General features: G+C 37.5%; 20 protein-coding genes. 8 read left to right on the top strand and 12 right to left on the bottom strand.

Features of this window, described 5'->3' with window-relative positions:
• Positions 1-199: 199 nt before the first annotated feature.
• A complete protein-coding gene (locus LC418_RS00380; protein ID WP_111958596.1) occupies positions 200-1,150 on the bottom strand; it encodes a LysR substrate-binding domain-containing protein in 951 nt (316 codons plus the stop codon).
• A gap of 132 nt (positions 1,151-1,282) precedes the next feature.
• Between LC418_RS00380 and LC418_RS00385 the strand changes: the two genes are divergently transcribed.
• The 5 genes from LC418_RS00385 to LC418_RS00405 all read left to right on the top strand — a co-directional run bounded on the left by LC418_RS00385 (position 1,283) and on the right by LC418_RS00405 (position 5,589).
• Entirely contained in the window at positions 1,283-2,770 is a 1,488-nt protein-coding gene (locus LC418_RS00385) for a catalase (protein WP_223557703.1), read from the top strand.
• 104 nt (positions 2,771-2,874) lie between these two features.
• Positions 2,875-3,642, top strand: coding sequence for an enoyl-CoA hydratase/isomerase family protein (locus LC418_RS00390; protein WP_223557704.1), 768 nt, complete (start codon positions 2,875-2,877; stop codon positions 3,640-3,642).
• Between the two features lie 43 nt (positions 3,643-3,685).
• Positions 3,686-4,108, top strand: coding sequence for a deoxycytidylate deaminase (locus tag LC418_RS00395; protein WP_111958590.1), 423 nt, complete (start codon positions 3,686-3,688; stop codon positions 4,106-4,108).
• A gap of 6 nt (positions 4,109-4,114) precedes the next feature.
• The gene (xerD, locus tag LC418_RS00400; protein WP_111958588.1) at positions 4,115-5,029 is read left to right on the top strand and encodes a site-specific tyrosine recombinase XerD; all 915 of its coding nucleotides are present in this window, start codon (positions 4,115-4,117) and stop codon (positions 5,027-5,029) included.
• A gap of 41 nt (positions 5,030-5,070) precedes the next feature.
• Positions 5,071-5,589, top strand: a complete 519-nt coding sequence (locus LC418_RS00405; RefSeq protein ID WP_223557705.1) for an NUDIX hydrolase — start codon at positions 5,071-5,073, stop codon at positions 5,587-5,589.
• Positions 5,590-5,649: 60 nt separating this feature from the next.
• Here the strand turns inward: LC418_RS00405 and LC418_RS00410 are convergent, their stop codons facing one another.
• The 9 genes from LC418_RS00410 to LC418_RS00450 form a co-directional block, all read right to left on the bottom strand.
• Complete coding sequence (locus LC418_RS00410; protein ID WP_223557706.1) at positions 5,650-6,108, bottom strand: heme-binding domain-containing protein; 459 nt, start codon at positions 6,106-6,108, stop codon at positions 5,650-5,652.
• A gap of 4 nt (positions 6,109-6,112) precedes the next feature.
• On the bottom strand, positions 6,113-7,867 hold the full coding sequence (locus tag LC418_RS00415; RefSeq protein ID WP_223557707.1) for an Ig-like domain-containing domain: 1,755 nt from the start codon (positions 7,865-7,867) through the stop codon (positions 6,113-6,115).
• Between the two features lie 23 nt (positions 7,868-7,890).
• Positions 7,891-9,153: a serine hydrolase domain-containing protein gene (locus LC418_RS00420; protein WP_223557708.1), complete on the bottom strand. Its 1,263-nt coding sequence runs from the start codon at positions 9,151-9,153 to the stop codon at positions 7,891-7,893.
• Positions 9,154-9,306: 153 nt separating this feature from the next.
• The gene (locus tag LC418_RS00425) at positions 9,307-10,236 is read right to left on the bottom strand and encodes a 2-hydroxyacid dehydrogenase (RefSeq protein WP_223557709.1); all 930 of its coding nucleotides are present in this window, start codon (positions 10,234-10,236) and stop codon (positions 9,307-9,309) included.
• Positions 10,237-10,280: 44 nt separating this feature from the next.
• A complete protein-coding gene (locus LC418_RS00430) occupies positions 10,281-10,667 on the bottom strand; it encodes a GxxExxY protein (RefSeq protein ID WP_262901748.1) in 387 nt (128 codons plus the stop codon).
• 84 nt (positions 10,668-10,751) lie between these two features.
• Complete coding sequence (locus LC418_RS00435) at positions 10,752-11,303, bottom strand: acyl-CoA thioesterase (RefSeq protein WP_048500903.1); 552 nt, start codon at positions 11,301-11,303, stop codon at positions 10,752-10,754.
• Complete coding sequence (locus tag LC418_RS00440; RefSeq protein ID WP_223557710.1) at positions 11,291-12,043, bottom strand: HU domain-containing protein; 753 nt, start codon at positions 12,041-12,043, stop codon at positions 11,291-11,293. The genes LC418_RS00435 and LC418_RS00440 overlap by 13 nt, the downstream gene beginning before the upstream one ends.
• A 138-nt stretch (positions 12,044-12,181) precedes the next feature.
• Positions 12,182-14,320 carry a TonB-dependent receptor gene (locus LC418_RS00445; protein WP_223557711.1) on the bottom strand — a complete coding sequence of 713 codons (2,139 nt, stop codon included), beginning with the start codon at positions 14,318-14,320 and terminating at the stop codon, positions 12,182-12,184.
• Positions 14,321-14,621: 301 nt separating this feature from the next.
• On the bottom strand, positions 14,622-15,392 hold the full coding sequence (locus LC418_RS00450; protein WP_223557712.1) for a WG repeat-containing protein: 771 nt from the start codon (positions 15,390-15,392) through the stop codon (positions 14,622-14,624).
• Positions 15,393-15,803: 411 nt separating this feature from the next.
• Here LC418_RS00450 and LC418_RS00455 point away from each other — a divergent pair, with 411 nt between their 5' ends.
• A complete protein-coding gene (locus LC418_RS00455; RefSeq protein ID WP_223557713.1) occupies positions 15,804-18,593 on the top strand; it encodes a bifunctional aconitate hydratase 2/2-methylisocitrate dehydratase in 2,790 nt (929 codons plus the stop codon).
• Between the two features lie 314 nt (positions 18,594-18,907).
• Positions 18,908-21,175: an aconitate hydratase gene (locus LC418_RS00460; RefSeq protein ID WP_223557714.1), complete on the top strand. Its 2,268-nt coding sequence runs from the start codon at positions 18,908-18,910 to the stop codon at positions 21,173-21,175.
• A 49-nt stretch (positions 21,176-21,224) separates the two neighbouring features.
• Here LC418_RS00460 and LC418_RS00465 read toward each other — a convergent pair whose 3' ends face one another.
• Positions 21,225-21,902, bottom strand: coding sequence for a LytR/AlgR family response regulator transcription factor (locus LC418_RS00465; RefSeq protein WP_223557715.1), 678 nt, complete (start codon positions 21,900-21,902; stop codon positions 21,225-21,227).
• Entirely contained in the window at positions 21,889-22,917 is a 1,029-nt protein-coding gene (locus LC418_RS00470) for a sensor histidine kinase (protein ID WP_223557716.1), read from the bottom strand. The genes LC418_RS00465 and LC418_RS00470 overlap by 14 nt, the downstream gene beginning before the upstream one ends.
• A 189-nt stretch (positions 22,918-23,106) precedes the next feature.
• Between LC418_RS00470 and LC418_RS00475 the strand changes: the two genes are divergently transcribed.
• Positions 23,107-25,233, top strand: a complete 2,127-nt coding sequence (locus LC418_RS00475) for an outer membrane beta-barrel family protein (RefSeq protein WP_223557717.1) — start codon at positions 23,107-23,109, stop codon at positions 25,231-25,233.
• Positions 25,234-25,275: the final 42 nt, after the last annotated feature.

Raw genomic sequence — 25,275 nt, forward strand, 5'->3', positions numbered from 1 at the left:
TGAAGAAAAATAAGAATAAATTGCCTAGAAAGAATACTGTTTTAGCATATTTTTAGAGAGGTTGCAATCAGGTCAAATTTTTCCTCGTTTATAAACGTTCGCAAATTTAAGTACTATTTTTTTAATACTAAAGGTTTTTGCTTATTAATTGTAATTTTCTTAAGATTAATGATTTATATCACTTTGCGGTCTTCTTAGTTCATTGCGGTTTGATGCTCACAAATTCCTTTGGATTTACATGATAATTCAGTTTAAGCTCAAGGGATTTTTTGATAGACAGCGCCAGCTCATCAATAATTTTCTGCTTAAAAGTCGGCTTATAGTAAATAATGCTGATCTCTCTGTAAGGAAAAGGTTTTTTGAACCTGAAAACATTTTCTTTTTGTTCTTCCGAAAGCTGGCTCAATGCTAATTCCGGCAGAATGCTGATCCCTCCCACTTTATCCACCATATGGACCAAAGTCTGAATATTGGATGCTAAAAAATCCAAATTCTTAGGCTTTAATGTATTTTCTTTTAAATGACAGATATTCTCAAACTGGTTTCTCAGGCAGTTCCCTTCTTCCAGGAGCCAGACTTTTTCCACATTCAGTTCTTCAGGTATGATGTAAGAGTTCTTTTTATTCGCTTCCGTATTGGAGCTGTAGATCATCAATTCTTCATTGAAAAGAAAGTCCTGATAAAATTCATCAGCAGAATCATAAGGGGTAGAAATAATTCCGGCATCCAGTTCACCTGCTTTTAAAGCCTTGACAATATTGTCTGTAGTCATTTCTTTTACATTCATCTGGATTTTCGGATTATCTTCCAAAAATTTAAAGATTTCTGTCGGCAAAATGAAAGAAGAAACGGTAGGAATGATTCCTAAATTGATCGTTCCTCCTAAAATATTATTCAAAAGGTTGGCTTTATTTTTCAGCTCATTGACAGATTCTATAATTACCTTTGCCTGATCAATGATTTGGAGCCCAACATCTGTAGTACGGATTGGGTGTGTTGTTCTGTCGAACACCTTCACATCCAGTTCATCCTCAAATTTTTGTATCATCGCACTTAATGTAGGCTGTGTAATAAAGCATGCCTGAGCTGCTTTACCAAAATGTTTGTACTTATCTACAGCGATAAGATACTCCAGTTGCTGAATGTTCATCTGATTAATATTATCTATTACAAAGATAAAATGTTTTTGCTATTTGTAATCAAAAATTCAAGTAAATTTGATATTTAATACGTCTGCATAAGACAGTTTACAAGGGAAATCAACCATACAAATCATAACTATATGGATTCTAAAAAATTAACGCTAAGCAATGGCGCACCTTATTTTGAACATCAGGACTCACAGACAGTAGGTCCCAGAGGGCCTGTCCTGCTGCAGGATTTCATTCTTCAGGAAAACCTTGCACACTTTGTAAGGGAAAGAATCCCCGAGAGAATTGTGCATGCCAAAGGAACCGGAGCCTACGGAACATTTACCGTAACACACGACATCAGTCAGTATACAAAAGCCAAATTATTTTCAAAAATAGGAAACTCATGCAGAATGTTTGCCCGGTTTTCTACTGTTGGGGGTGAAAAAGGAAGTGCAGATACAGCAAGGGACCCGAGAGGTTTTGCTTTAAAATTTTATACGGAAGACGGGAACTGGGATCTGGTAGGAAATAACACGCCGGTATTCTTTATTAAGGATGCCAAAAAATTTCCAGACTTCATCCATACCCAGAAAAGAGTTCCGAAAACCAATTTAAAGAGTGCTACGATGATGTGGGATTTCTGGAGCCATAATCCGGAATCTCTTCACCAGGTTCTTATTTTAATGTCTGACAGAGGAACACCTTATGGTTACAGACATATGCACGGGTTCGGATCACATACTTTTTCGATGATCAATGCTCAAAATGAAAGAGTCTGGGTAAAATTCCATTTTATAACAAAACAGGGAATCAAAAACTTCACTGATGCAGAGGCCGTAAAGATGGCTGGAGAAAACCCGGATTTTGCACAGGAAGATCTTTGCAACGCCATTGAAAATGGAGATTTTCCGAAGTGGACCATGTATATCCAGGTGATGACGGAAGAGCAGGCAAAAGATTTCAGATGGAATCCTTTTGATATTACGAAAGTATGGTTTCATGATGATTTCCCGATGATCGAAGTAGGTGAAATGGAACTGAATGAAGTTCCTGTCAATTATTTTGCACATGTGGAACAGTCTGCATTTTCACCAAGCAGTCTTATTAACGGAATCAGCTTTTCTCCGGACAAAATGCTTCAGGGAAGGTTATTCTCTTATCCCGATGCCCACAGATACAGAGTGGGAGTCAATGCTCACCAGTTGGAAGTGAATCGATGCCCTTTTGCAGTCAACAACTACCAGAGAGACGGTTTTATGGCAGATTCCAGTCAATACCAGGATAAACCGAATTATTTCCCGAACAGTTTTGATGACATTAAACCGGATCCGGGTTATAAGAATTATGAATATGAGCTGGACAGTGCCCATGTTGCCAGCTATAACAGAAATGAAAATGATGATGATCATTATACCCAACCCGGATTACTGTATACAAAATCTATGACCGCTGAAGATAGAGAGCACCTAATCAGCAACATCGTAGGAAGTATGAGAGGAATTTCCGGACCGAAAAAAGATGAGATCATCAACCGTCAATTATGTCACTTTTTCAGGACTAATATAGAACTTGGCATGAAAGTGGCATCTCAGCTAAATATCAATATTGATGCTAATATGATGAATCATTCGAAATAGGATTTTGAAGGATTCATTAAGTAAAAGGAAAAAAAACTAATATTTTTTCCTTTTTTTTGCAAAAAATTCATAATTTGCAAAAAATAATATTTTATAGTGGAAAAATGAGTTACGAAAATATATTATTAGAAAAGGAAGGGAAATTAGCTGTTGTAACCATAAACAGACCTCAAAGCTTAAATGCTTTAAACGCAAAAACGATTCAAGAGATAAGCTCAGCCATGGATGAACTTAACGCTGATGCATCCTGTAGAGTAATTATTATTACAGGAAGCGGCGAAAAATCATTTGTAGCGGGAGCCGATATAAAAGAATTCAGTGATTTTGGACAGGAAAAAGCCGAAGAACTGGCCAGAAACGGGCATAATACCCTGTTCAACAAAATTGAAAATACATCTAAGCCTGTTATTGCAGCCGTGAACGGTTTCGCATTGGGAGGAGGTTTAGAGCTAGCTATGGCTTGCCACATCAGATATGCATCAGAGAATGCAAGACTGGGGCTTCCGGAAGTTACTCTGGGATTAATTCCGGGGTATGGAGGGACTCAAAGGCTTCCTAAATTGGTAGGAAAAGGTATTGCCAACGAAATGATCTTCTCAGCCAAAATGATCCCTGCTCAAAAAGCAAAGGAAATCGGATTGGTGAATGAAGTATACCCTATTGAAGAATTATTAACCAAAACAAAAGAATTAGCGAATATTATAGCCAATAACTCACCAATGGCTATATCAAAGGCCATCCAAGCCGTAAACTTGTCTGACACGGATAAAGGTTTTGAATCTGAAATCAAATATTTCGGAGAACTTTTTGAAATGAACGACAAGAAAGAAGGAGTTACCGCTTTTTTAGAGAAAAGAAAGCCTAATTTCTAAGATTTTTAATCCAAATTATTTCGAAAAAAACTAATGCTGCGGTATGAATAAGTTTGATAAAGCTTATCTAAAAATGGCCCAAGAGTGGGCAAAATTATCCTACTGTAAGAGAAAACAGGTAGGAGCTCTTATCGTAAAAGATAGGATGATTATTTCAGATGGTTACAACGGAACTCCTTCGGGATTTGAAAACTGCTGTGAAGATGGAGAAGGGAAAACACACTGGTATGTACTTCATGCGGAAGCCAATGCTATCTTAAAGCTGGCCGCTTCCACTCAGTCTGCAAAAGGTGCTACGTTATATTTAACGCTGTCGCCATGCAAAGAATGCAGTAAGCTGATTCTGCAGGCTGGAATTACAAGACTTGTGTATATTAATGAGTATTCAGACGACGACGGGATAGCGTTCTTGAGAAACCATAACATTGAAATAGAACAAATATCGGACTGTGAACTAAAAAAATAAGCACAAATGACCTGGGATGAAAAGATCAAAGATTTTGAAATATTTCTTCGTTTCGAACGAAATTTTTCAGAAAACACTCTCGATGCCTATATTCGAGACATCAAAAAATTAAAAGATTATGCCGAAGTGGATCTGGAAAACGTCGGTCCAGACTCTATCGGTTACGAAAACTTACAGGAATATATCTTCAATCTTTCCAAACAGAAGTTCAGCGAAAGATCACAAGCAAGATGGATTTCTTCGATAAAAGCTTTCTTCAAGTTTCTGCTTGAGGACGAGTTCAGAGAAGATAATCCTGCCTCACTGCTTGAAGGTCCAAAACTGGGATTGTATCTTCCTGACACCTTAAGCCTGCCTGACATCAATAAGATTATTGCAGCCATTGAGTCGCATTCTGACCTCGGAAAGAGAAATCATTGTATCATTGAAGTTCTTTACGGATGCGGATTACGTGTCTCGGAACTTATTGACCTTAAGATTTCGAACATCAATTTCAAAGAACAGTACATTAAAGTAAACGGAAAAGGCAACAAAACACGTTTCGTTCCTCTAGCCGATTATACTGCTGAACTTTTGGAAACTTACATTAAAGAAGTACGTTCGAAAAGCAAGATCAATAAAAAATATGAGGATACGCTGTTTCTTAACAGCCGTGGAACATCCATGTCCAGAGTAATCGTATTTCTGATCATTAAAGAACTTACAGACAAAGCTGGGGTAAGCAAAAAAATATCTCCACACACTTTCAGACATTCTTTTGCAACGCACCTTTTACAGAATGGGGCAGACCTTCGTTATATCCAGGAAATGCTGGGACATTCCAGTATTACCACTACGGAGATCTATACTCATCTGAAAACAGAAGAACTTCGGGATGTGATTTTAACTTATCACCCGAGAAATATTAATATTGCTCAATAAAACGAAGTTCCATCTGACTTTTGAAAAAATATTGTTAACAGATGAAATTATTGAAATACTGCCCAAGCTGTGGCAAAGAAACCCTGCATTGGGATGGCGAAAAGAAATGGAGCTGTCCCGAATGCGGTTTTACCCTCTACAATAACGTTGCCGGCGCGGTAGCTGTTGTTATCCGATATGCTGATGAAATCTACCTTACCAGAAGAAACAGGGAACCTAAAAAGGGAAAACTTGATCTGGCCGGAGGTTTTGTAGACCCAAGGGAAAGCGCAGAGGAAACGTGCAAAAGAGAGCTTTTTGAAGAGCTTCAGCTTGATGTGGATATTTCAAAACTAAAGTATCTTACCAGCCTCCCGAACATCTATCAATATAAAGAAATTGATTACAATACAATCGATCTTTTTTATGAGTATCGTGTTCAGGAAAAGTTTGAAGTGAGCCTGGAGCTTTCTGAAATATCAGAAGCGACCTGGATTCCTTTGAATGCTTTGGACCTTGATGATATTGCTTTTGAATCTCAGCAGAGATTTTTTGTAGAATATCTGAAGAATAACCGGTAAGTTATTATAAAGAAATTTACTCCCACAGATTACAATGTGTGGGAGTTATTTTATTTGATATCAATAAGATTTTGATTTCAGCATATCTTCAAAATACTGAACTAGTAATGTTCTTTCAGCGTCTGTAAGATTAGCTTCTTTGTGGTAGACGATATATCCCGGCATAGGCATCGCTTTGCTTTGGATTGTCTGAATGGATTTGCTCAGCATGCTTTCCTTCAGTTCCTTGTTATATGTACCCCAAACAGAAAAATTGAGATGTTCCCGGCCTTCATTCACATGGCTTTTTACAGACCACGAAATAGGCGCAACATAAGCATATTTGGGATATACTGTTTCATTGGAGTGACAATCGTAACAGGCTCCTTTTATCAAACCCCTGATCTTTTCCGGAGTCTTTTTTGTATCGATGAAGTTAACTGCTGTATTGACAGGCTTATTTACTTTATCAATAGAAATAAACTGCATCAGTGCAAAAACTACCAGCGCCCAGAATAACACTTTCTTTAATGTATTCATAGCTTTATTTTACCGGTGTTAAGACTGCATTTCCGGATTCTGACTTCACTTCTTTATTCAATTCCTTCTGTACGGTGTCTTTAGGGGTTTCTGCAGGAGCATCTACAGGCTTAGGAATATTTCCTTTAGGATTATCCAGCGTTCTGGTATCTTTCAGGTCCCAGTCTTCCTTGGTTTCCCATAACGGCCGCACAACAGCTTTTTTGTAGAAGACATAAGAATCTTCAGCAAAAGTTTCTTTTTCAAAATCCGCTTCGTCCCAGAATTTATTCCCATTGTTATCCACCAGTATCCTTACGATATATTCATTAGGTTTCAGGATGTCAAATTTCACGCTGTTTCCTTTGGTATATCTTGAATAAATAACTTTATCCGAAGCATCCAGGAGCTGGATCCAATAACTGGCCTCCGGTGCATTCTGTATATTAAATGCAAGACTTCCGAATTGATCTACCTTTTCTACTTCGAAATCAAAACGTTTTGACTGTACATTTTTAGCGTAATAGGACGATACCGTCTCCTTTGGAATCGTAAGCTGATATTTTTTGCCATTCACAAAATCTGAATGAATCTGAATCTGGTAAGGATCTGTTTCAGAGATTTTAGCAGTAAATTCCTGAGTGGTTAAACTGTCACTTTTAAGAGTCCATTTTTCAGGACTTATCTTATCGATGATATAGCCGGATCTGATATTAAAGTCAGAATTCGGAGCCAATAATGGGCCTCCGCTGTCATTTTCAAGATCCATTGCATTTTTCTTGTTGTATTTATAGAATACGGAAACAGTATCCTGCTTGCTCCCGATATCGTAGCTGAATTTAAGATTTTCAGTAACCGTTTGCCCCACATCGCTTTTTACAGCATCAAACCAGATTTTTACGGTATCCGATTTCGGGCGGTGGGTCACTTTAATGTCCTGAAGCTTTTCATTTACAGAGGCTACTTTCACATTCTCAGGGTTTCCTTCAAATGTCATGATAACTCCTCCGGGACTTTCTTTCATTTCAAGATATTTCAAAGGCTTTTTGGAAGGATATATTTTTAAATTTAATCCTGAAACAGACTTTTCAACATCTACAGCTTCTTTTTGAAATCCTATTTTTTCTTTTCCGGGATCATAAATAGAATTACTATTCTCATCCTCAAAGGCTATAATCTTATATTTTCCCGGGGTAAGATAGTTAAGCTCATAATACCCATCTTCATCCACTTTGGTAATGTAATAGGGTTTCTGTCTGTAATTCATCGTATCTTTCACCTGGTAAAGCCCTACAACAAGCTTATTTTCTCCTTCTTTCTTTTTAAGCGCTACTGCATCCGAAATTTCACCGCTGATATAAAGATCATCCAGCTTATCTCCTGTAGAAAAAGCAAAATTGAAATACCTAAGAATATTAGACTCATTATTATCAGCAATTGAGTTTCCAAAGTTGAAGTTATAAGTCGTATTGGCCTGGAGGGTATCTTCCCACTGGATCATCACAAACTTATTGGCGATGTTGGAAGGAAGAATCCGCTTTATATTTTTGATAGGCGGAGAAATGATCAGGTTTTTATTGATATCCTTTAAGGTAATATATTCGTCGAAATCCAGTCTGAGCTCATGGATGTCTCTTTTTACATTAACTCTTGTAGTGTCAATATTTGAGCTTAAAAACTTTGGAGCCAGGGTATCTTTCGGTCCTCCCACGGGAGATCCTACTCTTGCACATGAGTGTACAAGAAAACAGATAACGAATAATAGAAGAAGTCTTTTCATATATGTTTAAGCAAAATTAAACATTATTCTCCAAAAACTTCATGTCCGGCATTCAAAGTATCTTTATTGTCGTTCATTACACTGTGCAGCTTATCTTTCTGAGCCGGAAAATCTTCAAATAATCCTGATAAAGCCAATGCTGTATATACTTTCCCTGAATATTTGTTCCCAATAGCTACGATCGTCACTTTTGACTTCAGCAGATGGGCAAATACGGAATTGGTTCCGTGCCACCATCCGTTATGATAAGTAAGTTTCTCGCCATTGTCAAAGATCTTCATCCTGAAACCGAGTCCGTAATTATTCATTCCTGCTTTCTCGTTGCTATACGGTGTGAAAACCATCTGCATCAGATCAGGCTTTAAGAAGTCTTTTGAAAACATGGCTTTTGAGAAGTTATAAAGGTCCCTCGGCGTTGTATACACATTTTTATCCCCATAGATAAGGTCAAGCCTGTCTAAAGGATACAGTCTGTTTCCGCCGTAATAAAAAGACTGTGCGGCTGTAGGAATATCTTTCTCCTGAAAAATATAAGTATGTTCCATTTTCAAAGGCTGAAATACCATTTCTTTCATGGCCTGCGGAAACGGAGTTTTGGTGATCTTCTCTATCAGTAAAGCCAGCATCGCAAAGTTCGTGTTGCAGTACATAAAACCTGTATCCGTATCCCTTGCCAGATCTGGTTTGTATTTGATGATCATATTCAGAACATCCTGGTTGGTAATAAAAGATTTTGAAAGTTCTGCCGGAGCCGGCTGTATTTTGGCAATAAAATATTCGTATTTCGGAAGACCGCTTCTCTGATCCAGCAATGTCTGTACAGTGACATTCGGATAAGGAAACCCCGGAAAATATTGGGTAAGATGGTCGGTCAGTTTTATTTTTCCAGCTTCCACCAATTTCAGCATGGCCATAGCCGTCAACGTCTTTGAGACAGAAGCTACATGCAGTGGTGTATTTTTATCAATCGGCATCTGGTTTCCTTCTCTGCCGAAACCTCTGTAGTTTTCATACAGAATATCATCTCCTTTTGCGACGAGTATCCCTCCGCTCAGATCTCCACCTTCCCAGATCTTTTTATAATACTGGTCGATGTACCCTGTGAGTATTCCTTTATCTCCAAGCTGATTGTCTTCTTTGGTAAAAACATTGCCCAGATCTACATTTCCGTAGTTTGGAAGATTAGTCGTGTTTTCAGCTGAAGTCTGCTTGGATTCAGAATTTTTTTTACAGGAAATAAAGGATAAAAAAACAGCTACAATAAGTAAAAAATTACGCTTCGTCATGAGTATCAAAAAATGAGCAGCAATTTAATAAAACTCAAAATAAATTCTCAGTTCGGAGCGTATATTATGAATTATTTAACATAAAAGATGAAACTCGCGAAAGGGATAAAGACACAGGCAATGAGTAATTTTATCTTTTGCCTTAGATTTTTCCTAACAGTAGGAAGCAATTATCTTGTCCACGATCACCTGTGCCAGCTTTTCTTTGCTTTGGTGAGTCCATCCGGCGATGTGTGGTGTTACGATTGTTTTTTCAGATTCCAGAAGGTATTTAAGATCTTCATTTTCTGTTTCCAGATTTTCAAAAGATGCCTTTTCATATTCAAGAACATCAAGACAGGCACCTTTTACTTTCCCTGATTTTAAAGATTCAACTAAATATTTAGTTTCTACGTTTTTTCCTCTGGCTGTATTGATGAAATAAAAATCTTTTCTCATTTCTAAAATAAACTTTTCATCAATAAGATAGTGAGTTTCAGAAGTCAGCGGAATATGCAGGCTCAGAATATCTGCAGATTGTTTTAATTCTTCTAAACTGACTTGTGTAGCATATTCATCAGAAAGCCCGGGAAGGATATCATGAAAAATAACCTTACAGCCAAATCCTGAGAATCTTTTTGCTGTAGCTTTCCCCATGTTTCCATATCCTATAAGCCCTACCGTTTTTCCGAGAAGCTCATCTCCCCTATTTTCTTCACGAAGCCAGATTCCGTTTTTCACTTCCTGGGAAGCGATAAAAAGACGGTTCATTAAAATCAACAGCATCCCTACAACATGTTCTGCTACCGAATCTCTGTTCCCTTCCGGAGAATTGATCAACTGAATTCCCAGTTTTTCTGCAACTGGAATATCAATATTTTCCATTCCCGCTCCTACTCTGGCAATAAACTTCAGGCTTTTCCCTTTTTCCAGAAAGTTTTTATCCAGAGGAATTCTGCTTCTGATGATAACTCCGTCATAGTTATCAATTTTATGACAAACCTCATCATAGGAAGATGTGAAATCTTCTTCTAATACAAAATTCTTAGCTAAAAGCTGTTCTGTGATGAGAGGATGGTTTTTATCTAAAAGAAGTATTTTCATAGTTTAAACACAAATGGCACTAATTTATTTCACAAATAACACAATTATAAAGTGCCGTTAATCACTCTTTTAACTCCATTTTTAAACTGAAGTGTATTAAAGTTAATTAACATTCCAAGTTTACAATTACTTAGGCGAAGGTATGTAAGTATTTGTGCTAAATGAATATCTTGTAATGATTCTATGGATTTTATTTCCAGCACAAATTTTTTTTCAATTAAAAAGTCAAGCCTATAACCAATATCCATTTTAACCTCATCATAAACTAATGGCATCGGTTTTTGCCTCTCTACAAGAATATCAAATTTATTTAATTCATAAAACAAACATTCTTCATAAGCACTTTCCAAAAGTCCCGGTCCTAATGACTTATGGACTATATACCCTGCTTCATAAACAATTTTTGATATATCATTTTCTGAAATATCCATCTTTATTATTTTTTTTCATTTGATTAGGCACAAACCATTTGTGAAAATTCGTGCCATCCATTCGTGTTATTTGTGTTTAATTTTTTATTTTTTATCTTTCTTGGATTCTTTTGTTTCTTCCGGTTCCTGGAATAATTTTTTAAGTTCCACCGATTCCAGGGGTTTCATTCTTCCGGAAAGGATTAATGACAGTTCTTTTCTTCTGAAAGCAGCAGCATGTCTCAGTTTTTCTTCTTCCGTTTCGGGAATCATGTCCGGGATAGGAATAGGACGGTTGAATTCATCTACTGCAACGAAAGTATAAATTCCTTCATTGGTATGAACTTTCTTCTGATTGATCGGATCATCCAACCAAACATCCACATACACCTCCATTGAAGTAGAGAAAGCTCTTGAAACTTTAGATTCCAGAACCACTACCCCACCTTCAGGGATAGGATGATTGAAAGAAACGTGATTTACAGAAGCTGTTACCACTCTTCTCTCGCAGTGTCTTGCTGCAGAAATAGAAGCACAACGGTCCATTTTTGCAAGAAGTTCACCTCCGAAAAGGTTTCTTAAAGAGTTGGTTTCGTTCGGAAGAACAATATTGGTCATGATCGTCAGAGATTCTGACGCTTTTTTTACTTTTGCCATTGAGTCTTAGTGTTGTTTTGAGCTGCCGAAGCGGGTTTTATGCCTTTTCCGGCTGGTTTTGCTAATGAATCTTTTTTCAGGGAATCTGAAACAGTCGTTTCCGGACTTTGTACCATTACTTTTACGGTGTCTTTTACAATTCTGTGTGTAGAAGTCTGGACAGAAACTTTATCAAAAGATTTTTTTCCGAAAAGAAGTTCTCTTTGGGTAAATGCCAGATACAGAATTCCTAAAACAGGAATGACAAGCAGAAAAATCCAAAGAATAGATTTTTTGAATGTATAATCTTTCTCTCTCTTTTCTTTAGTGCTTATTTTTTCACCATTGTTGATATCCGAGAGCCTGATCTCTTCAAGCCCATAAAAGTCCGGATGCCCCGCTTCTATTCTTTTTCCCTTGAAATGCGTCTTATCATCTTCAATATGGATAGCTCCGAGGTTCTGAATTTCCAGAAACTGATCTGCCTGAAGTTTTTTCTTCCAAAAATCAGTCTGGATTTTCAAGTCACTTCTGGAAGCCTCTAAAGACATTTGCTTTTCTCCGGCTATAAAGGCAGCCAGCTCGTCAGACTGTATTTCATAATCCACTGCAAAAACGATCTCGCTTGCAGGCGGAAGAATGCTTCCGTTCTCAGAATTAATAATTGCCTTGGAGTTTTTAAGCGAAAACGCACCGAATCCCGGAACCGTCACAGTTCCAAATTGTTTCAGATATTCTAAAATGTAAGCTGAAATATTCATTTGGCAGCAAATTTATAATTTTTTCGTGACTTTTTGAAGAGATTTGTAGGATATAAAAAAAGACTGCCTGAACAGTCTTTTGATAAATAGGTATAAAATTGAATGTATTAAACCCTGTTTGGCAAATTATCATCCGTATTATTGAATTTTCCAGCTGATCCCGAACATAAAATTAGTTCCTGCCTGTGAAAAATAGTATGGATCTCCACCATAAACCGCTCCGTTGTTTACATATTTTTTATTAAAGAGATTATTCACCAGTAATTTTAAAGCAATATCATTATGGGCTATGGTAAACTGGTACTGCGCATTGAAATCGGTCAGGAAATAATCTTTCAGCTCGAGGTTTTTATCCCCGGTATTATCCAGATATTGTTTTCCGACATATTGATTCGTTAAAGCAAACAGAAAACTCTTGGAAGGATTGAACTTTAGGCCAAGATTGGCAATGACATTAGGCGAAAATGAAATATTGGTATCACCCAGATTCTGAAGTGCTCCATTATTTTTAATCTTAAAGTCAAGGTTTCTGTTCTGGCTGAGACTGATATTCCCATTCACTTCCCATTGCTTGGAAAGTTTCGCCAACGCTCCGATTTCAATTCCTCTTCTGTAGCTTTTTCCGGAGTTTGTTCTGATGAATGCTCCTACATTATTTAACTGCCCGTTCAGTACTAACTGATTAACATAGTACATATAGTATAAATTAGCCGTTAGAGATAAGATTCCAAACTGTTTTTCAATACCGGCTTCAAAATCATGGAGTTTTTCGGCTTTTACTTCATTATCACTCATCAGGTCATCCCTGTTCGGCTCACGGTGGGCATGTGCGTATGAAAGGAAAACTTTCCCATTCCCGATTTTATAATTCACTCCCGCTTTTGGATTAAAGAAAAGCCAGCTCTTATCAAGATTTCCACCTTCTCCATCTCCGGCATTCAGGATCTTGGTATCATAATCAATATTTCTGATCTGAAGATCTCCGAAAAATTCAAAGTGATCCCCGGTTCTCCATAAAGCTTTTGCAAACCCTGCCAGCTCAGTTTTCACCGAACGGTTTCTGTAATATTCATACTCATTGATCTGTGGAAAATAAACCCCGGTAACATTTCCAAAATGTCTTCCATAGTATTGGTTCGCGACCACACCGAAATTAAGATCTATATTATCCAGCTTTCCGTAAAGTGTAGAAACAGCCCCGTAAAAATCATTATCCAGCCATTTTTTTCTGATAAAATCGGTTATTTCTACCGGAGAGCCATTTACAACCGGTACCGGCAAATTATAATTGGAATAATGTGTAGCCTCTACATCTGTTTCATCAACTCTTTTATAGTTTTCATAGTAGCCTTTTCCTTTCGTATAATGAAGCGTGGTTTCCAAATTCCAGTTATCATTGAATTTTTGCTCCCATAAAAGTTGGAAATGATTCTGTCTGTAATTATCCGTCTCGTTATCATAGAATTTCTCTTCTCCGGTCAACAGATCTGTGTATTGTCCTGAATAATTGAATTTAGGATTGGTTTCCCAGGTTGGCCGGTCAATTCCGTTCCATGCCTGATAAGTTTTTTCTTTTCCTCCGAAAGCCATCAGACGAAGCCTTGTTTTCCCTTCTTCAAATAATGCAGTGAAATTGTAAGAATCCAGTTTTGAAGAAGCTCTGTCAATATACCCGTCAGATTGGATACGCGTATACCTTCCCATCACCGAAAGCCTGTTGTTCCAGAATTTCCCGGAACCTGCTTCCGCTGAATATTTATAGGTATTAAATGAGCCGTAGCTGTCATCGGTTTTGAAATACATCTTCTCATCCGGTTCTTTGGAGATCACATTGATACTCGCACCAAACGCAGAAACCCCATTATTGGAAGTCCCCACCCCTCTCTGAATCACAATCTGGGAGGCAGAACTGGTAAGATCCGGAACATTGACGAAAAATGTTCCCTGGCTTTCAGAATCGTTATAGGGAACGCCGTTCATCATCACATTAATTCCTTTTCCTTCTACTCCACGAATTCTGAATCCCGTGTACCCAATTCCGTTTCCGGCATCAGAGGTTGAGATAACAGACGTTTGATTTTTTAAAAGAATTGGAAGATCCTGACCCAGATTCCTGCTGTCTACATCTTTCTGTACGTTGATGATTTCTTTGGCAACAGGAAGTCTTTTGGTAAAGTTGACAGCTTCAATTTCCCTGACCTTCAGTGAATCCTTATTTTGCGCCTGGATAAAGGCTGCAGAGCCTACCGTAAGCCCTAAAAAAAATAATCCTTTCATTCTATAAATTTTAAAAATTTAATGAATAAAAGGGGCGGATTAAATAATGTAGCAATTTACTAATTTAACAGTCTAGCAATGATTGGTATATTGTTATACTGTTCCAGTGGTACATTTTCAAAATTCCCTAAACAGCATTATCTGTTCCAGGTTCATTGGGTATAATCTCAGCTTATTAAAGCACCCCTTTATTTCAACCGCGAAATTACAAAAAAAAAGTGAGATAGGATCTTCCGATACTCTGTGAATGATAAGATCTGCATTCTCAATTTAATCTGAAAGAGATATTCTTATACAAAGATTAATAAGTTTTATTTCTGGCATCGATATAATAATAGTTCTTTCCGTCTTTCGTCACGTCAAACATTTTCCCCATTTTCCAGCTGAAATTCCTTTTTATATTGGAATATTCAAAAGGAACAATCACTTTATTATTAACATCAATTACCCCAAACCTGTCGTTGTGGGAAGCCACAATCATTGGATCTGCGGTATCATCACCTTCCAGAATGTATAAATACTGATACTGGGGATAGATCTGGTAATCCCTGTAATCTGCTGCATTCACGAATCTGGACTTTTCAATGATACCGTAAAATCCGTTTAAAACGTAGGCCTGATAAAGCTGCTGCTTATAATCCTCCAACTTACATTTTCCGAGATCCGAATCTTTGAACTGATAGACTCTTTTCCCCGCCTTATTCACCCGGTAAGAAATCATATCCTTTTCTACAGTAGCATATTCTTTAGTTCCGAATTTTCTTATTTTTTCGTTGGGAGAGTTCAAAAGATTACAATCTTCATAAAAAAAGACGGCAATATGGTATTCAGGTTTGATAATAAATTTTCCGTTCTGATTAACGTAACCAAATTTCCCATCTTCTTTTTTAGGGATCAAAACCGGAAGATCCGGACTGATGATCACCAGATCCGGGTTTGGCTTAGCCACTGCAGATCCCTTTTTCACTACAGTTTTAGTTACATTTTTAATCGGTAGCTTCTTCACGGATTTCGTCTGTGAAAAAACGAAAACCGAGATAAATACACACCAAAAATTCAGGATATTTTTCATATTCATCATTTGCCTGCAAAATTACGGCCAAAAATAGAAATTATCAAATTCATATTTATAAAGAATCTAAATAATTTCATTCTGATAAAATACTAAAAAATTCGTAAATTTGGAAGCACTTTTTAAGTGTTTGATAATCTAAAAACGTTTTGGAGATATAATTTTGATAGGAATGCTGTCAAAAAAGTGTATAAATCTTACCCAAAGAGAGTTTTTCAGCAAGACAAATCGCAGGTAAATTACTTACATTCTATTAAAGGTCAAATATATCCCACTTTGAAACGGAACATTATTTCACATTTTTAAAGGGGTAGATTATGTTGTTGATGACTATACTTGTTTTTTTGCAGCAACTTTAGTACTGACAACTGCCTTACATCTACTTTTAAAATTTAAAAGACTTCTATTATTATGAATATGTATCAGGATTACATCCAAGAGATTGAAGAAAGAAAAAACCAGGGACTCAATCCAAAGCCAATTGACGGTGCCGGATTACTAAGCGAAATCATTGAACAAATTAAAGATCCGGGTAACGAATATCGATCAGATTCTCTTAAATTTTTCATTTACAACACCTTACCAGGAACAACAAGTGCTGCAGGCGTAAAAGCTAAGTTTTTAAAAGAGATTATTCTGGGAGAATCCGTAGTAGAAGAAATATTTCCAGCCTTTGCTTTTGAATTATTATCTCACATGAAGGGAGGACCTTCTATTGAGGTACTGCTTGATCTGGCTTTAGGTAATGATATCTCTATTGCCAAGGAAGCAGCAAACGTTCTTAAGACACAGGTTTTCCTTTATGAGGCAGATACCAACCGTCTGAAGGAAGCATTCAATAGCGGTAACGAAATAGCCAAAGAAATTATTGAAAGCTATGCACAAGCAGAGTTCTTCACTAAACTTCCGGAAGTTGCTGAAGAAATAAAAGTAGTGACTTTTATCGCAGGTGAAGGTGATATCTCGACAGATTTACTTTCTCCGGGGAATCAGGCGCACTCAAGATCAGACCGTGAACTTCATGGTAAATGTATGATCACTCCTCAGGCGCAGGAAGAAATTAAAGCTTTGCAGGCACAGCATCCTGATAAAAGTGTAATGCTTATCGCAGAAAAAGGAACCATGGGTGTAGGTTCATCCAGAATGTCCGGAGTGAACAACGTAGCTTTATGGACAGGTAAGCAAGCAAGCCCGTACATCCCATTCGTGAATATTGCTCCAATCGTTGGAGGAACAAACGGTATTTCTCCGATTTTCCTTACTACGGTTGACGTTACCGGTGGTATTGGCCTTGACCTTAAAAACTGGGTAAAAAAACTGGACGAAAATGGAGAGCCAATCCGTAACGAAGCCGGGGACCCGATTCTTGAAGAAGCGTACTCCGTTGCTACAGGAACAGTTCTTACCATCAATACAAAAACAAAAAAACTTTATAACGGTGACCAGGAGCTGATTGATATTGCTAAGGCATTCACTCCACAAAAAATGGAATTCATCAAGGCTGGCGGATCATATGCAATTGTATTCGGTAAAAAGCTGCAGACATTTGCTGCAAAACTTTTAGGAATAGAAACTCCTCTTGTTTTTGCTCCGTCAAAAGAAATTTCCCACGAAGGACAAGGTTTGACTGCAGTTGAAAAAATCTTCAACAGAAACGCAGTCGGAACAACTCCGGGAAAAGTTTTGCATGCCGGTTCAGATGTTCGTGTACAGGTAAATATCGTTGGTTCTCAAGATACAACAGGGTTGATGACCGCCCAGGAACTTGAATCAATGGCAGCTACCGTGATTTCTCCAATTGTTGACGGTGCTTATCAATCCGGATGTCACACTGCTTCTGTTTGGGATAAAAAAGCGCAGGCCAACATTCCGAAACTAATGAAATTCATGAACGAATTCGGTTTGATCACAGCCCGTGACCCGAAAGGTGAATACCACGCTATGACAGACGTTATTCATAAAGTTCTTAATGATATAACGATAGATGAATGGGCAATCATTATTGGTGGTGACTCCCACACAAGAATGTCTAAAGGGGTTGCTTTTGGAGCAGACTCAGGAACAGTTGCCCTTGCACTGGCTACAGGTGAAGCATCTATGCCAATCCCTGAATCCGTAAAAGTAACTTTCAAAGGAAACATGAAAGAGCACATGGATTTCCGTGATGTTGTTCATGCTACTCAGGCTCAAATGCTTAAGCAGTTTGGAGGAGAAAACGTATTCCAGGGTAGAATCATTGAGGTTCACATCGGAACACTTCCTGCTGACCAGGCATTTACCTTTACAGACTGGACTGCGGAGATGAAGGCAAAAGCTTCCATCAATATTTCTGAGAACGAAACCCTGATCGAGTCATTGGAAATTGCAAAAGGCAGAATCCAGATCATGATTGATAAGGGTATGGACAATCATAACCATGTCCTTCAGGGATTAATTAATAAGGCTGATAAGAGAATCGCTGAAATCAGATCTGGTGAGAAACCAGCTCTGACACCGGATGCGAATGCTAAATATTATGCTGAAGTTGTTGTTGATCTTGATGCCATCGTTGAACCGATGATTGCTGACCCGGATGTAAACAACGAAGATGTTTCTAAGAGATATACTCATGATACCATCAGAGACCTTTCTTATTACGGAGGCGAGAAAAAAGTGGATCTTGGATTTGTTGGATCTTGTATGGTTCACAAAGGCGATTTGAAAATTGTTTCTCAAATGCTTAGAAATATTGAAAAACAACAAGGTAAAGTTGAGTTTAACGCTCCGCTTGTTGTAGCCGCTCCAACGTATAACATTATTGATGAATTAAAAGCAGAAGGAGACTGGGAATTTTTAGAAAAGTATTCAGGGTTTGAATTTGATGATAATGCTCCTAAAGGCGAAGCACGTGTTGAATACAAAAACATGATGTATCTTGAGCGTCCAGGCTGTAACCTTTGTATGGGGAACCAGGAAAAAGCGGCTAAAGGAGATACGGTACTGGCAACTTCTACCCGTCTTTTCCAGGGAAGAGTAGTTGAAGATTCAGAACGTAAAAAAGGAGAATCTTTATTGGCTTCAACTCCGGTGGTTGTTCTTTCTGCTATCATTGGAAGAATTCCTAATATTGATGAATATAAAGCTGCCGTTGAAGGTATTGACCTGACTAAATTTGCTCCACCTATTAAAGAGTTGGTCCAGGTTGGTCATAGTATAGCTTAACGTTAGGTCGTAGGACTGTTTTAAAATTATATAATTGAAAGATTTAGTCCTTTAGGACTTAAATCTTTCAATTTTTGTTTAGAACCTTTCTATTTAAGACTGCTTCAGAATTATTTAAAATAAAAATATAGAAAGAAATTCCAATTTTTTCTTAACTTGATAGAAATATAACATTCTGATTATTTATCATAATTATCCTTTTTATGAATTGAAGGAATAGAATTTGATGAATTAAGTAACAATGATATTTTTCCGTTTTAAAATAAAATTATTGACGGAAAAGCTTATTTAAAGAAGAAAAATTAAATTAAGATATGACTTTTGATATTGATATGATCAAAAAAGTGTACGAACGCTACCCGGAGAGAATTGCTGCGGCAAGACAAATCGTGGGAAAACCTCTTACACTTTCAGAAAAAATCCTTTACACCCATCTTTGGGAAGGTAATGCTACATCAGCACATGAGAGAGGAAACTCTTATGTAGATTTTGCACCGGACAGAGTGGCCATGCAGGATGCAACTGCGCAGATGGCGCTTTTACAGTTTATGCAGGCAGGGAAAGCTAAAGTAGCTGTTCCTTCAACGGCTCATGCCGATCACCTGATCCAGGCAAGAGTAGGTGCTGAATCAGATTTACAGGAAGGAATCAACAAAAACTCTGAAGTTTTCAACTTCCTGAGCTCTGTATGTGACAAATACGGAATTGGTTTCTGGAAGCCGGGAGCCGGTATTATTCACCAGGTTGTACTGGAGAACTACGCATTCCCCGGAGGAATGATGATTGGTACAGATTCTCACACCGTAAATGCAGGAGGTTTAGGAATGGTGGCTATCGGTGTTGGAGGTGCTGATGCAGTAGACGTAATGGCCGGAATGGCGTGGGAGCTTAAAATGCCAAAACTTATCGGGGTAAAATTAACCGGTAAAATGAGCGGATGGACTTCTGCAAAAGACGTTATCCTGAAAGTAGCAGGAATTCTTACCGTAAAAGGTGGAACAGGATGCATCGTGGAATATTTCGGAGAAGGGGCACAATCTCTTTCAGCAACTGGTAAAGGAACAATCTGTAACATGGGTGCTGAAGTAGGAGCAACAACCTCTACTTTTGGATACGATGATTCTATGAGAAGATATCTTGCGGCAACAGGAAGACAGGATGTGGTAGATGCAGCTGATAAAATAGCGGAACACTTAACCGGTGATGCTGAAGTATACGCCAACCCTGAGCAGTATTTTGATCAGGTAATCGAAATTAACCTTTCTGAGCTTACTCCACACTTAAACGGACCTTTCACTCCGGATTTGGCGACTCCTGTAGCGGAATTCAGAGCTAAAGCTGAAGCTAACGGATGGCCGATAGAAGTGGAATGGGCTCTTATTGGCTCTTGTACCAACTCTTCTTATGAAGATCTTTCGAGAGCAGCTTCCATTGTGGAAGATGCTGTAGCAAAAGGAGTTAAACCTAAAGCGATCCTGGGGATTAATCCTGGTTCTGAGCAGGTAAAATTCACAGCAGAAAGAGACGGTTTCCTGGATTCTTTCAGAAAATTTGAAAACGCAAGAATTTTCACCAATGCCTGTGGACCTTGTATCGGGCAATGGGACAGAGAAGGAGCTGATAAAGGAGAGAAAAATTCTATTATTCACTCGTTCAACAGAAACTTTGCCAAAAGAGCTGACGGTAACCCGAATACGCATGCATTCGTAGCGTCTCCGGAAATGGTAGCTGCAGTAGCAATTTCAGGAAGATTAGATTTCAATCCAATTACAGATACTTTAACTGCCGAAAACGGTGAGCAGGTAAAACTTGATGAGCCTAAGGGTTCTGAATTACCATCCAGAGGATTTGCTGTTGATGATAACGGATACCAGGCACCATCTGAAGACGGTTCTTCTGTTGTCGTGAAGGTAAGCCCTACTTCGGACAGACTTCAGTTACTGGAAGAATTCCCGGCTTGGGACGGTAAAAACATTGAAGCCGCCAGAGTATTGATCAAAGCTTTCGGAAAATGTACTACTGACCATATTTCTATGGCTGGACCATGGTTGAAATACAGAGGCCACCTCGACAATATTTCAAACAACATGCTGATTGGAGCTGTAAATGCCTATAACATGGAAACCAACCGTGTTAAAAATGAATTAACGGGTGAATATGGTGAAGTTCCGGCTGTACAAAGAGCTTATAAAGCTGCAGGAATTCCTACCATCGTTGTTGGTGACCAGAACTACGGTGAAGGTTCTTCAAGAGAGCATGCAGCAATGGAGCCTAGACATCTTGGGGTAAAAGCTGTATTGGTAAAATCATTTGCGAGAATCCATGAAACAAACCTTAAAAAGCAAGGGATGCTTGGAATCACTTTCGCTAATGAAGCTGATTATGACAAAATTCAGGAAGACGATGTGGTTAATTTCTTAGATCTTGATCAATTCGCTCCAGGAAAGCAGTTGACTTTAGAATTCATTCATACGGACGGAACTAAAGATATCATCATGGCTAACCATACGTACAACGATCAGCAGATCGACTGGTTTAAGGCAGGTTCTGCTCTTAACCTGATTAAGAAACAGGAAAATTAATTGTTAGATTTAATTAATCATAGAAAAGCGGCTTCCTCGGAAGCCGCTTTTATTTTCGTGTATTCAAAAGATTTATTCTGTAGTTTTCTCCGATTGGAATTTCATGCAATGGCAGTATTACCTTTTTAGGACCAATGCTTTTAATTTTGTCCACATTAATAATAAAAGATTTATGAATCCTGATAAACTTTTCAGAAAGCTGGTTTTCCATTGATTTCAGAGTATCCAGTACGATATACTCTTCATCCGCAGTGCGAATATTCACATAATCTTTAATGCTTTCAATATAGTGGATATCATTGAAATTAATGCGGTGTTGCTGCCCTGATGATTTTACAAAAAAATGAGATTCCATCTCTTCGTGAAAAGAAAAGCGTTCCTGGGCCTTCAACGCACATTTATAAAATCTTTCAAAGGAAACAGGCTTTAAAAGATAATCTATGATATTGTGTTCGTACCCTTCTAAAGCATACTCGGAATAGGCTGTCGTCAGAATATATTTCTTCTTTTCTCCAACAATCTTCATAAAGTTGATTCCTGTGAGTTCAGGCATCTGAATGTCCAGAAAGATCAGATGTGCATCATGGGTCTGTATATATTCCAGGGCTAAAATGGGATTTTCAGTAGAAAAAACAAGTTCAAAGAAAGGTATTTTTTCAACATACTTTTCCAAAAGAGAGACAGCCAGCGGTTCGTCATCTACAATAATACATTTAATTTTTTTCATGCCGTAAATCAATTTTTAAATCTACAACAAATTCTGTTTCTGAATCATTGATGATGAGTTGATGCTTATGAGGATATAAAATCTCTAATCTTTTTTTCACATTCTGAATGCCAATTCCTGAACCGGAGTCTGTCATTTTTTGTTTTTTAAAGTTTAAAAGATAAAAATGTAATACCTGTTCATTATCAGAAACCTTTATTTCAAAACCTTTCCCTCGAAAATCGCCGTGTTTAAAAGCATTCTCAACAAATGGGACCAACAACATTGGTGAAATATTAAGCTCCGGATGAGTAATCTCTTTTGTCATAACCAATAATTCAGGTTCCTTGATTCTAAGCTTCTCCAAAGCAATTAAACTATCAATATATCCCATCTCTTTATCCAAAGAGATCACATCTTTTTCCAAATCTTTTGTACTATACCTCAACAATCGGCTTAATTCTTCAATGGCTGGCAACGCCTTTTCAGAATTTTGATAGACCAATGAATAGATATTATTCAAAGAATTAAAAATAAAATGTGGATTGATCTGCGTTTTCAGCGCCTGAAGCTCTGCCTGCTTTTTCTCAATCATTAATTGTTTCTTGTCATTTTCAGCTACCCCATATTTTTCTAATATCCATAAGATTCCCCCAATAAACACTGTTAGAGAGGCATTATATATATTATCTGCTAAATAAAATAAAAGTTCCGCATCCTTATTATAATTCCGGAACCCGAGAGTAAGTGGAAGAATAATTTCCTCGATCCCATAACGTACAAATCCAAAACATAAAATAGCCAGCAGAAAAACAAAAACTGCAGAATAAAGCTTCTCCAGCTTAAATACTTTGGGAATGATGATGAGGTATAAAATATAAAAGGTTAAAATCTCTGTAATAAAATAAGTAATATTCAGGACATTCCACTCAAAGCCTCTGCGCTCTGGGAAAAAAAAATTCGGCATAATGACATTGCCTACAAAGTTGAAAGCCCAGTAGAGGACCTGAAGCCAGATAATTTGTTGCTTTTTCATTTTCAAATATAATTCTCTACTGGATACTATAAGGTACTTTCTCGACAAAACACCAAAAATTCCCGATGAAACCGGTTTGGTCCGTTAAAATGAAGCATTCATCTAGTCTCTATTTCCAGAGGATCTTCTATCCTATAATTTTGCTCTATAACGTAACACAAAGTTATTAGCAATTATTATAAAATAAACATGAAAAGAATACCTATACTTATCTTCACCTTATCCTGTACATTATTATCTGCACAGTCCGTAAATGATACAGCAAAAGTAAAAACAATTGAAGCCGTATCATTGGAAGGCAATAAAAAAATTATAGAACGCAAGGTTGACCGTCTTGTTTATAATGTTCAAAATTCTATGGTTTCCCAGGGAAGCTCAGGAACAGAAATTTTAAGCAATACACCTATGTTAAAAGTAGAAGAAGATAAAGGTCTTCTGTCTATTGCAGGGAAAAGCGGGGTTTCTGTCATGGTGAATGACCGTATGCTAAATCTTTCCGGATCGGAGCTGATGAACTATCTGAAAAATTTACGTTCTGAAAATATTGCTAAAATTGAAGTGATCACAACACCTCCCGCCAAGTATGAAGCACAGGGTAACAGCGGAATCATTAATATTGTTTTAAAAAAGAATCAGAATACCGGATGGAGTGGTTATCTGAATAATTATTATAAACAGGTAACTTTTGCAGGTTTTGGCGGAACTGCAGGTCTGAATTATCAGAATGAAAAAGTAAAAGCTTCTTTAAAGTTCCGGGGATATGATGAAGAAAAACAATCCATCGAGAATTATACCGTTATCAGCAATCAATCCTCTGTAAGCAGAGACCAAAGACGTGATATGAATGATGGGTTAGGTATCAATGTAAGCCTTGACTATTCATTGAGCGACAAGTCTGTTATCGGACTGATCTATGATATGGCAAGAACTCATTCTAATATGGATATCCATTCTTTTCAAAATTACTTTACTGATGATGTTTCTACACTAAAAACAGCCACAGAATCCAAACACCGTTCTACCTCTGATTCGCAAATGCTAAATCTCTATTTTGATCAGAAGTTTGGTGAACACAAATTAAGTCTGGGGGCTAATTATTATGGAAACTCGCCCGATACAAATGTCAATTTTATAACCACAGATCTTGCTGATCATTCTACTCAAATTGTAAGAAATCTTTCATCGGTAGATTACACAATTTATTCAGGGCAGGCAGATTTAACATTAAATTTAAAAGGCTTACAGTTAGAAACAGGTGTTAAATACAGTCAGTTTTCCAATAGATCGGATATTGGGTATTTTAATCTGGTTAACAGCGATTATATCATTGATCCGAAAAGGAGTAATCTTTTTGATTATGATGAAAAAAATTATGCCGCCTATATCAGTGCAAGTAAAGATTTCGGAGAGAAGTGGTCTGCAAAATTCGGTTTACGTTACGAGTATGCGCAGACAACGGGATTTTCTGCGACCACCCAATCTCAGTCTGAAAACAATTACGGAAAACTTTTTCCCACAGCTTATATTTCCTATAAAGCCAATAAAAATAACCAATTCAGCATGAATTATTCCCGAAGAATTAACCGTCCAAATTTCCGTGCTCTTGATCCTTTCAGATGGTATTCTAATCCACTTAGTTATTATGCCGGAAATCCGAGCCTTCAACCTTCATTTAATCATAATCTGGAACTTAATTATATTTTTAAAAATAAATTTTCTGCCAACCTATATTATCAGAGAAGTACAGACAATTTTGACCAGATTACTTTCCTGGATGGAATTTACCTGAACAGCACCTACCAAAACTATTATGATCAGGATAATTATGGGCTTAATCTTACTTATACGGACACTTTTTTCAAGATCTGGGAAAGCAATATTTCGACCTCATTCAGCTATAGCGAAACTCAAATTACCAACTTTAATGCAAGTCCCAAAAATGGGCAGTCAATTTATTATTCTGCAAACAATACCTTTAGATTAAATAAAACAAAAACCCTCTACTTTTTCCTGAATTACTGGCAATCCCTTCCTTCAAAAAGTGGCAATTCAACATCAAAAAGCAGTGCCGGATTAAATGCAGGAATCAAAGTCAGCCTTATGGAGAAAGCATTGCAGATGAATCTTTCTGTGAATGACATTTTCAGGCAGGGCGGCTACAGAGGAAGTGTTTATTTTACAAACAATACACAATCTTTTGATAATTACTGGGATGCAAGAAAGCTAACCGTAAGCATTACTTATAATTTTGGGAACCAAAAGGTCAAATCTAACAGCAGAACGGTCAATTTTAAAGAAAAAGAAAGAGCAGAATAATAAATTCTGCCCTCATTTAACAAAAAACAGAGATTCCTTCTC

Origin of the sequence: Chryseobacterium lathyri (genome assembly GCF_019970085.1) — a bacterium.
Taxonomy (GTDB): domain Bacteria; phylum Bacteroidota; class Bacteroidia; order Flavobacteriales; family Weeksellaceae; genus Chryseobacterium; species Chryseobacterium lathyri.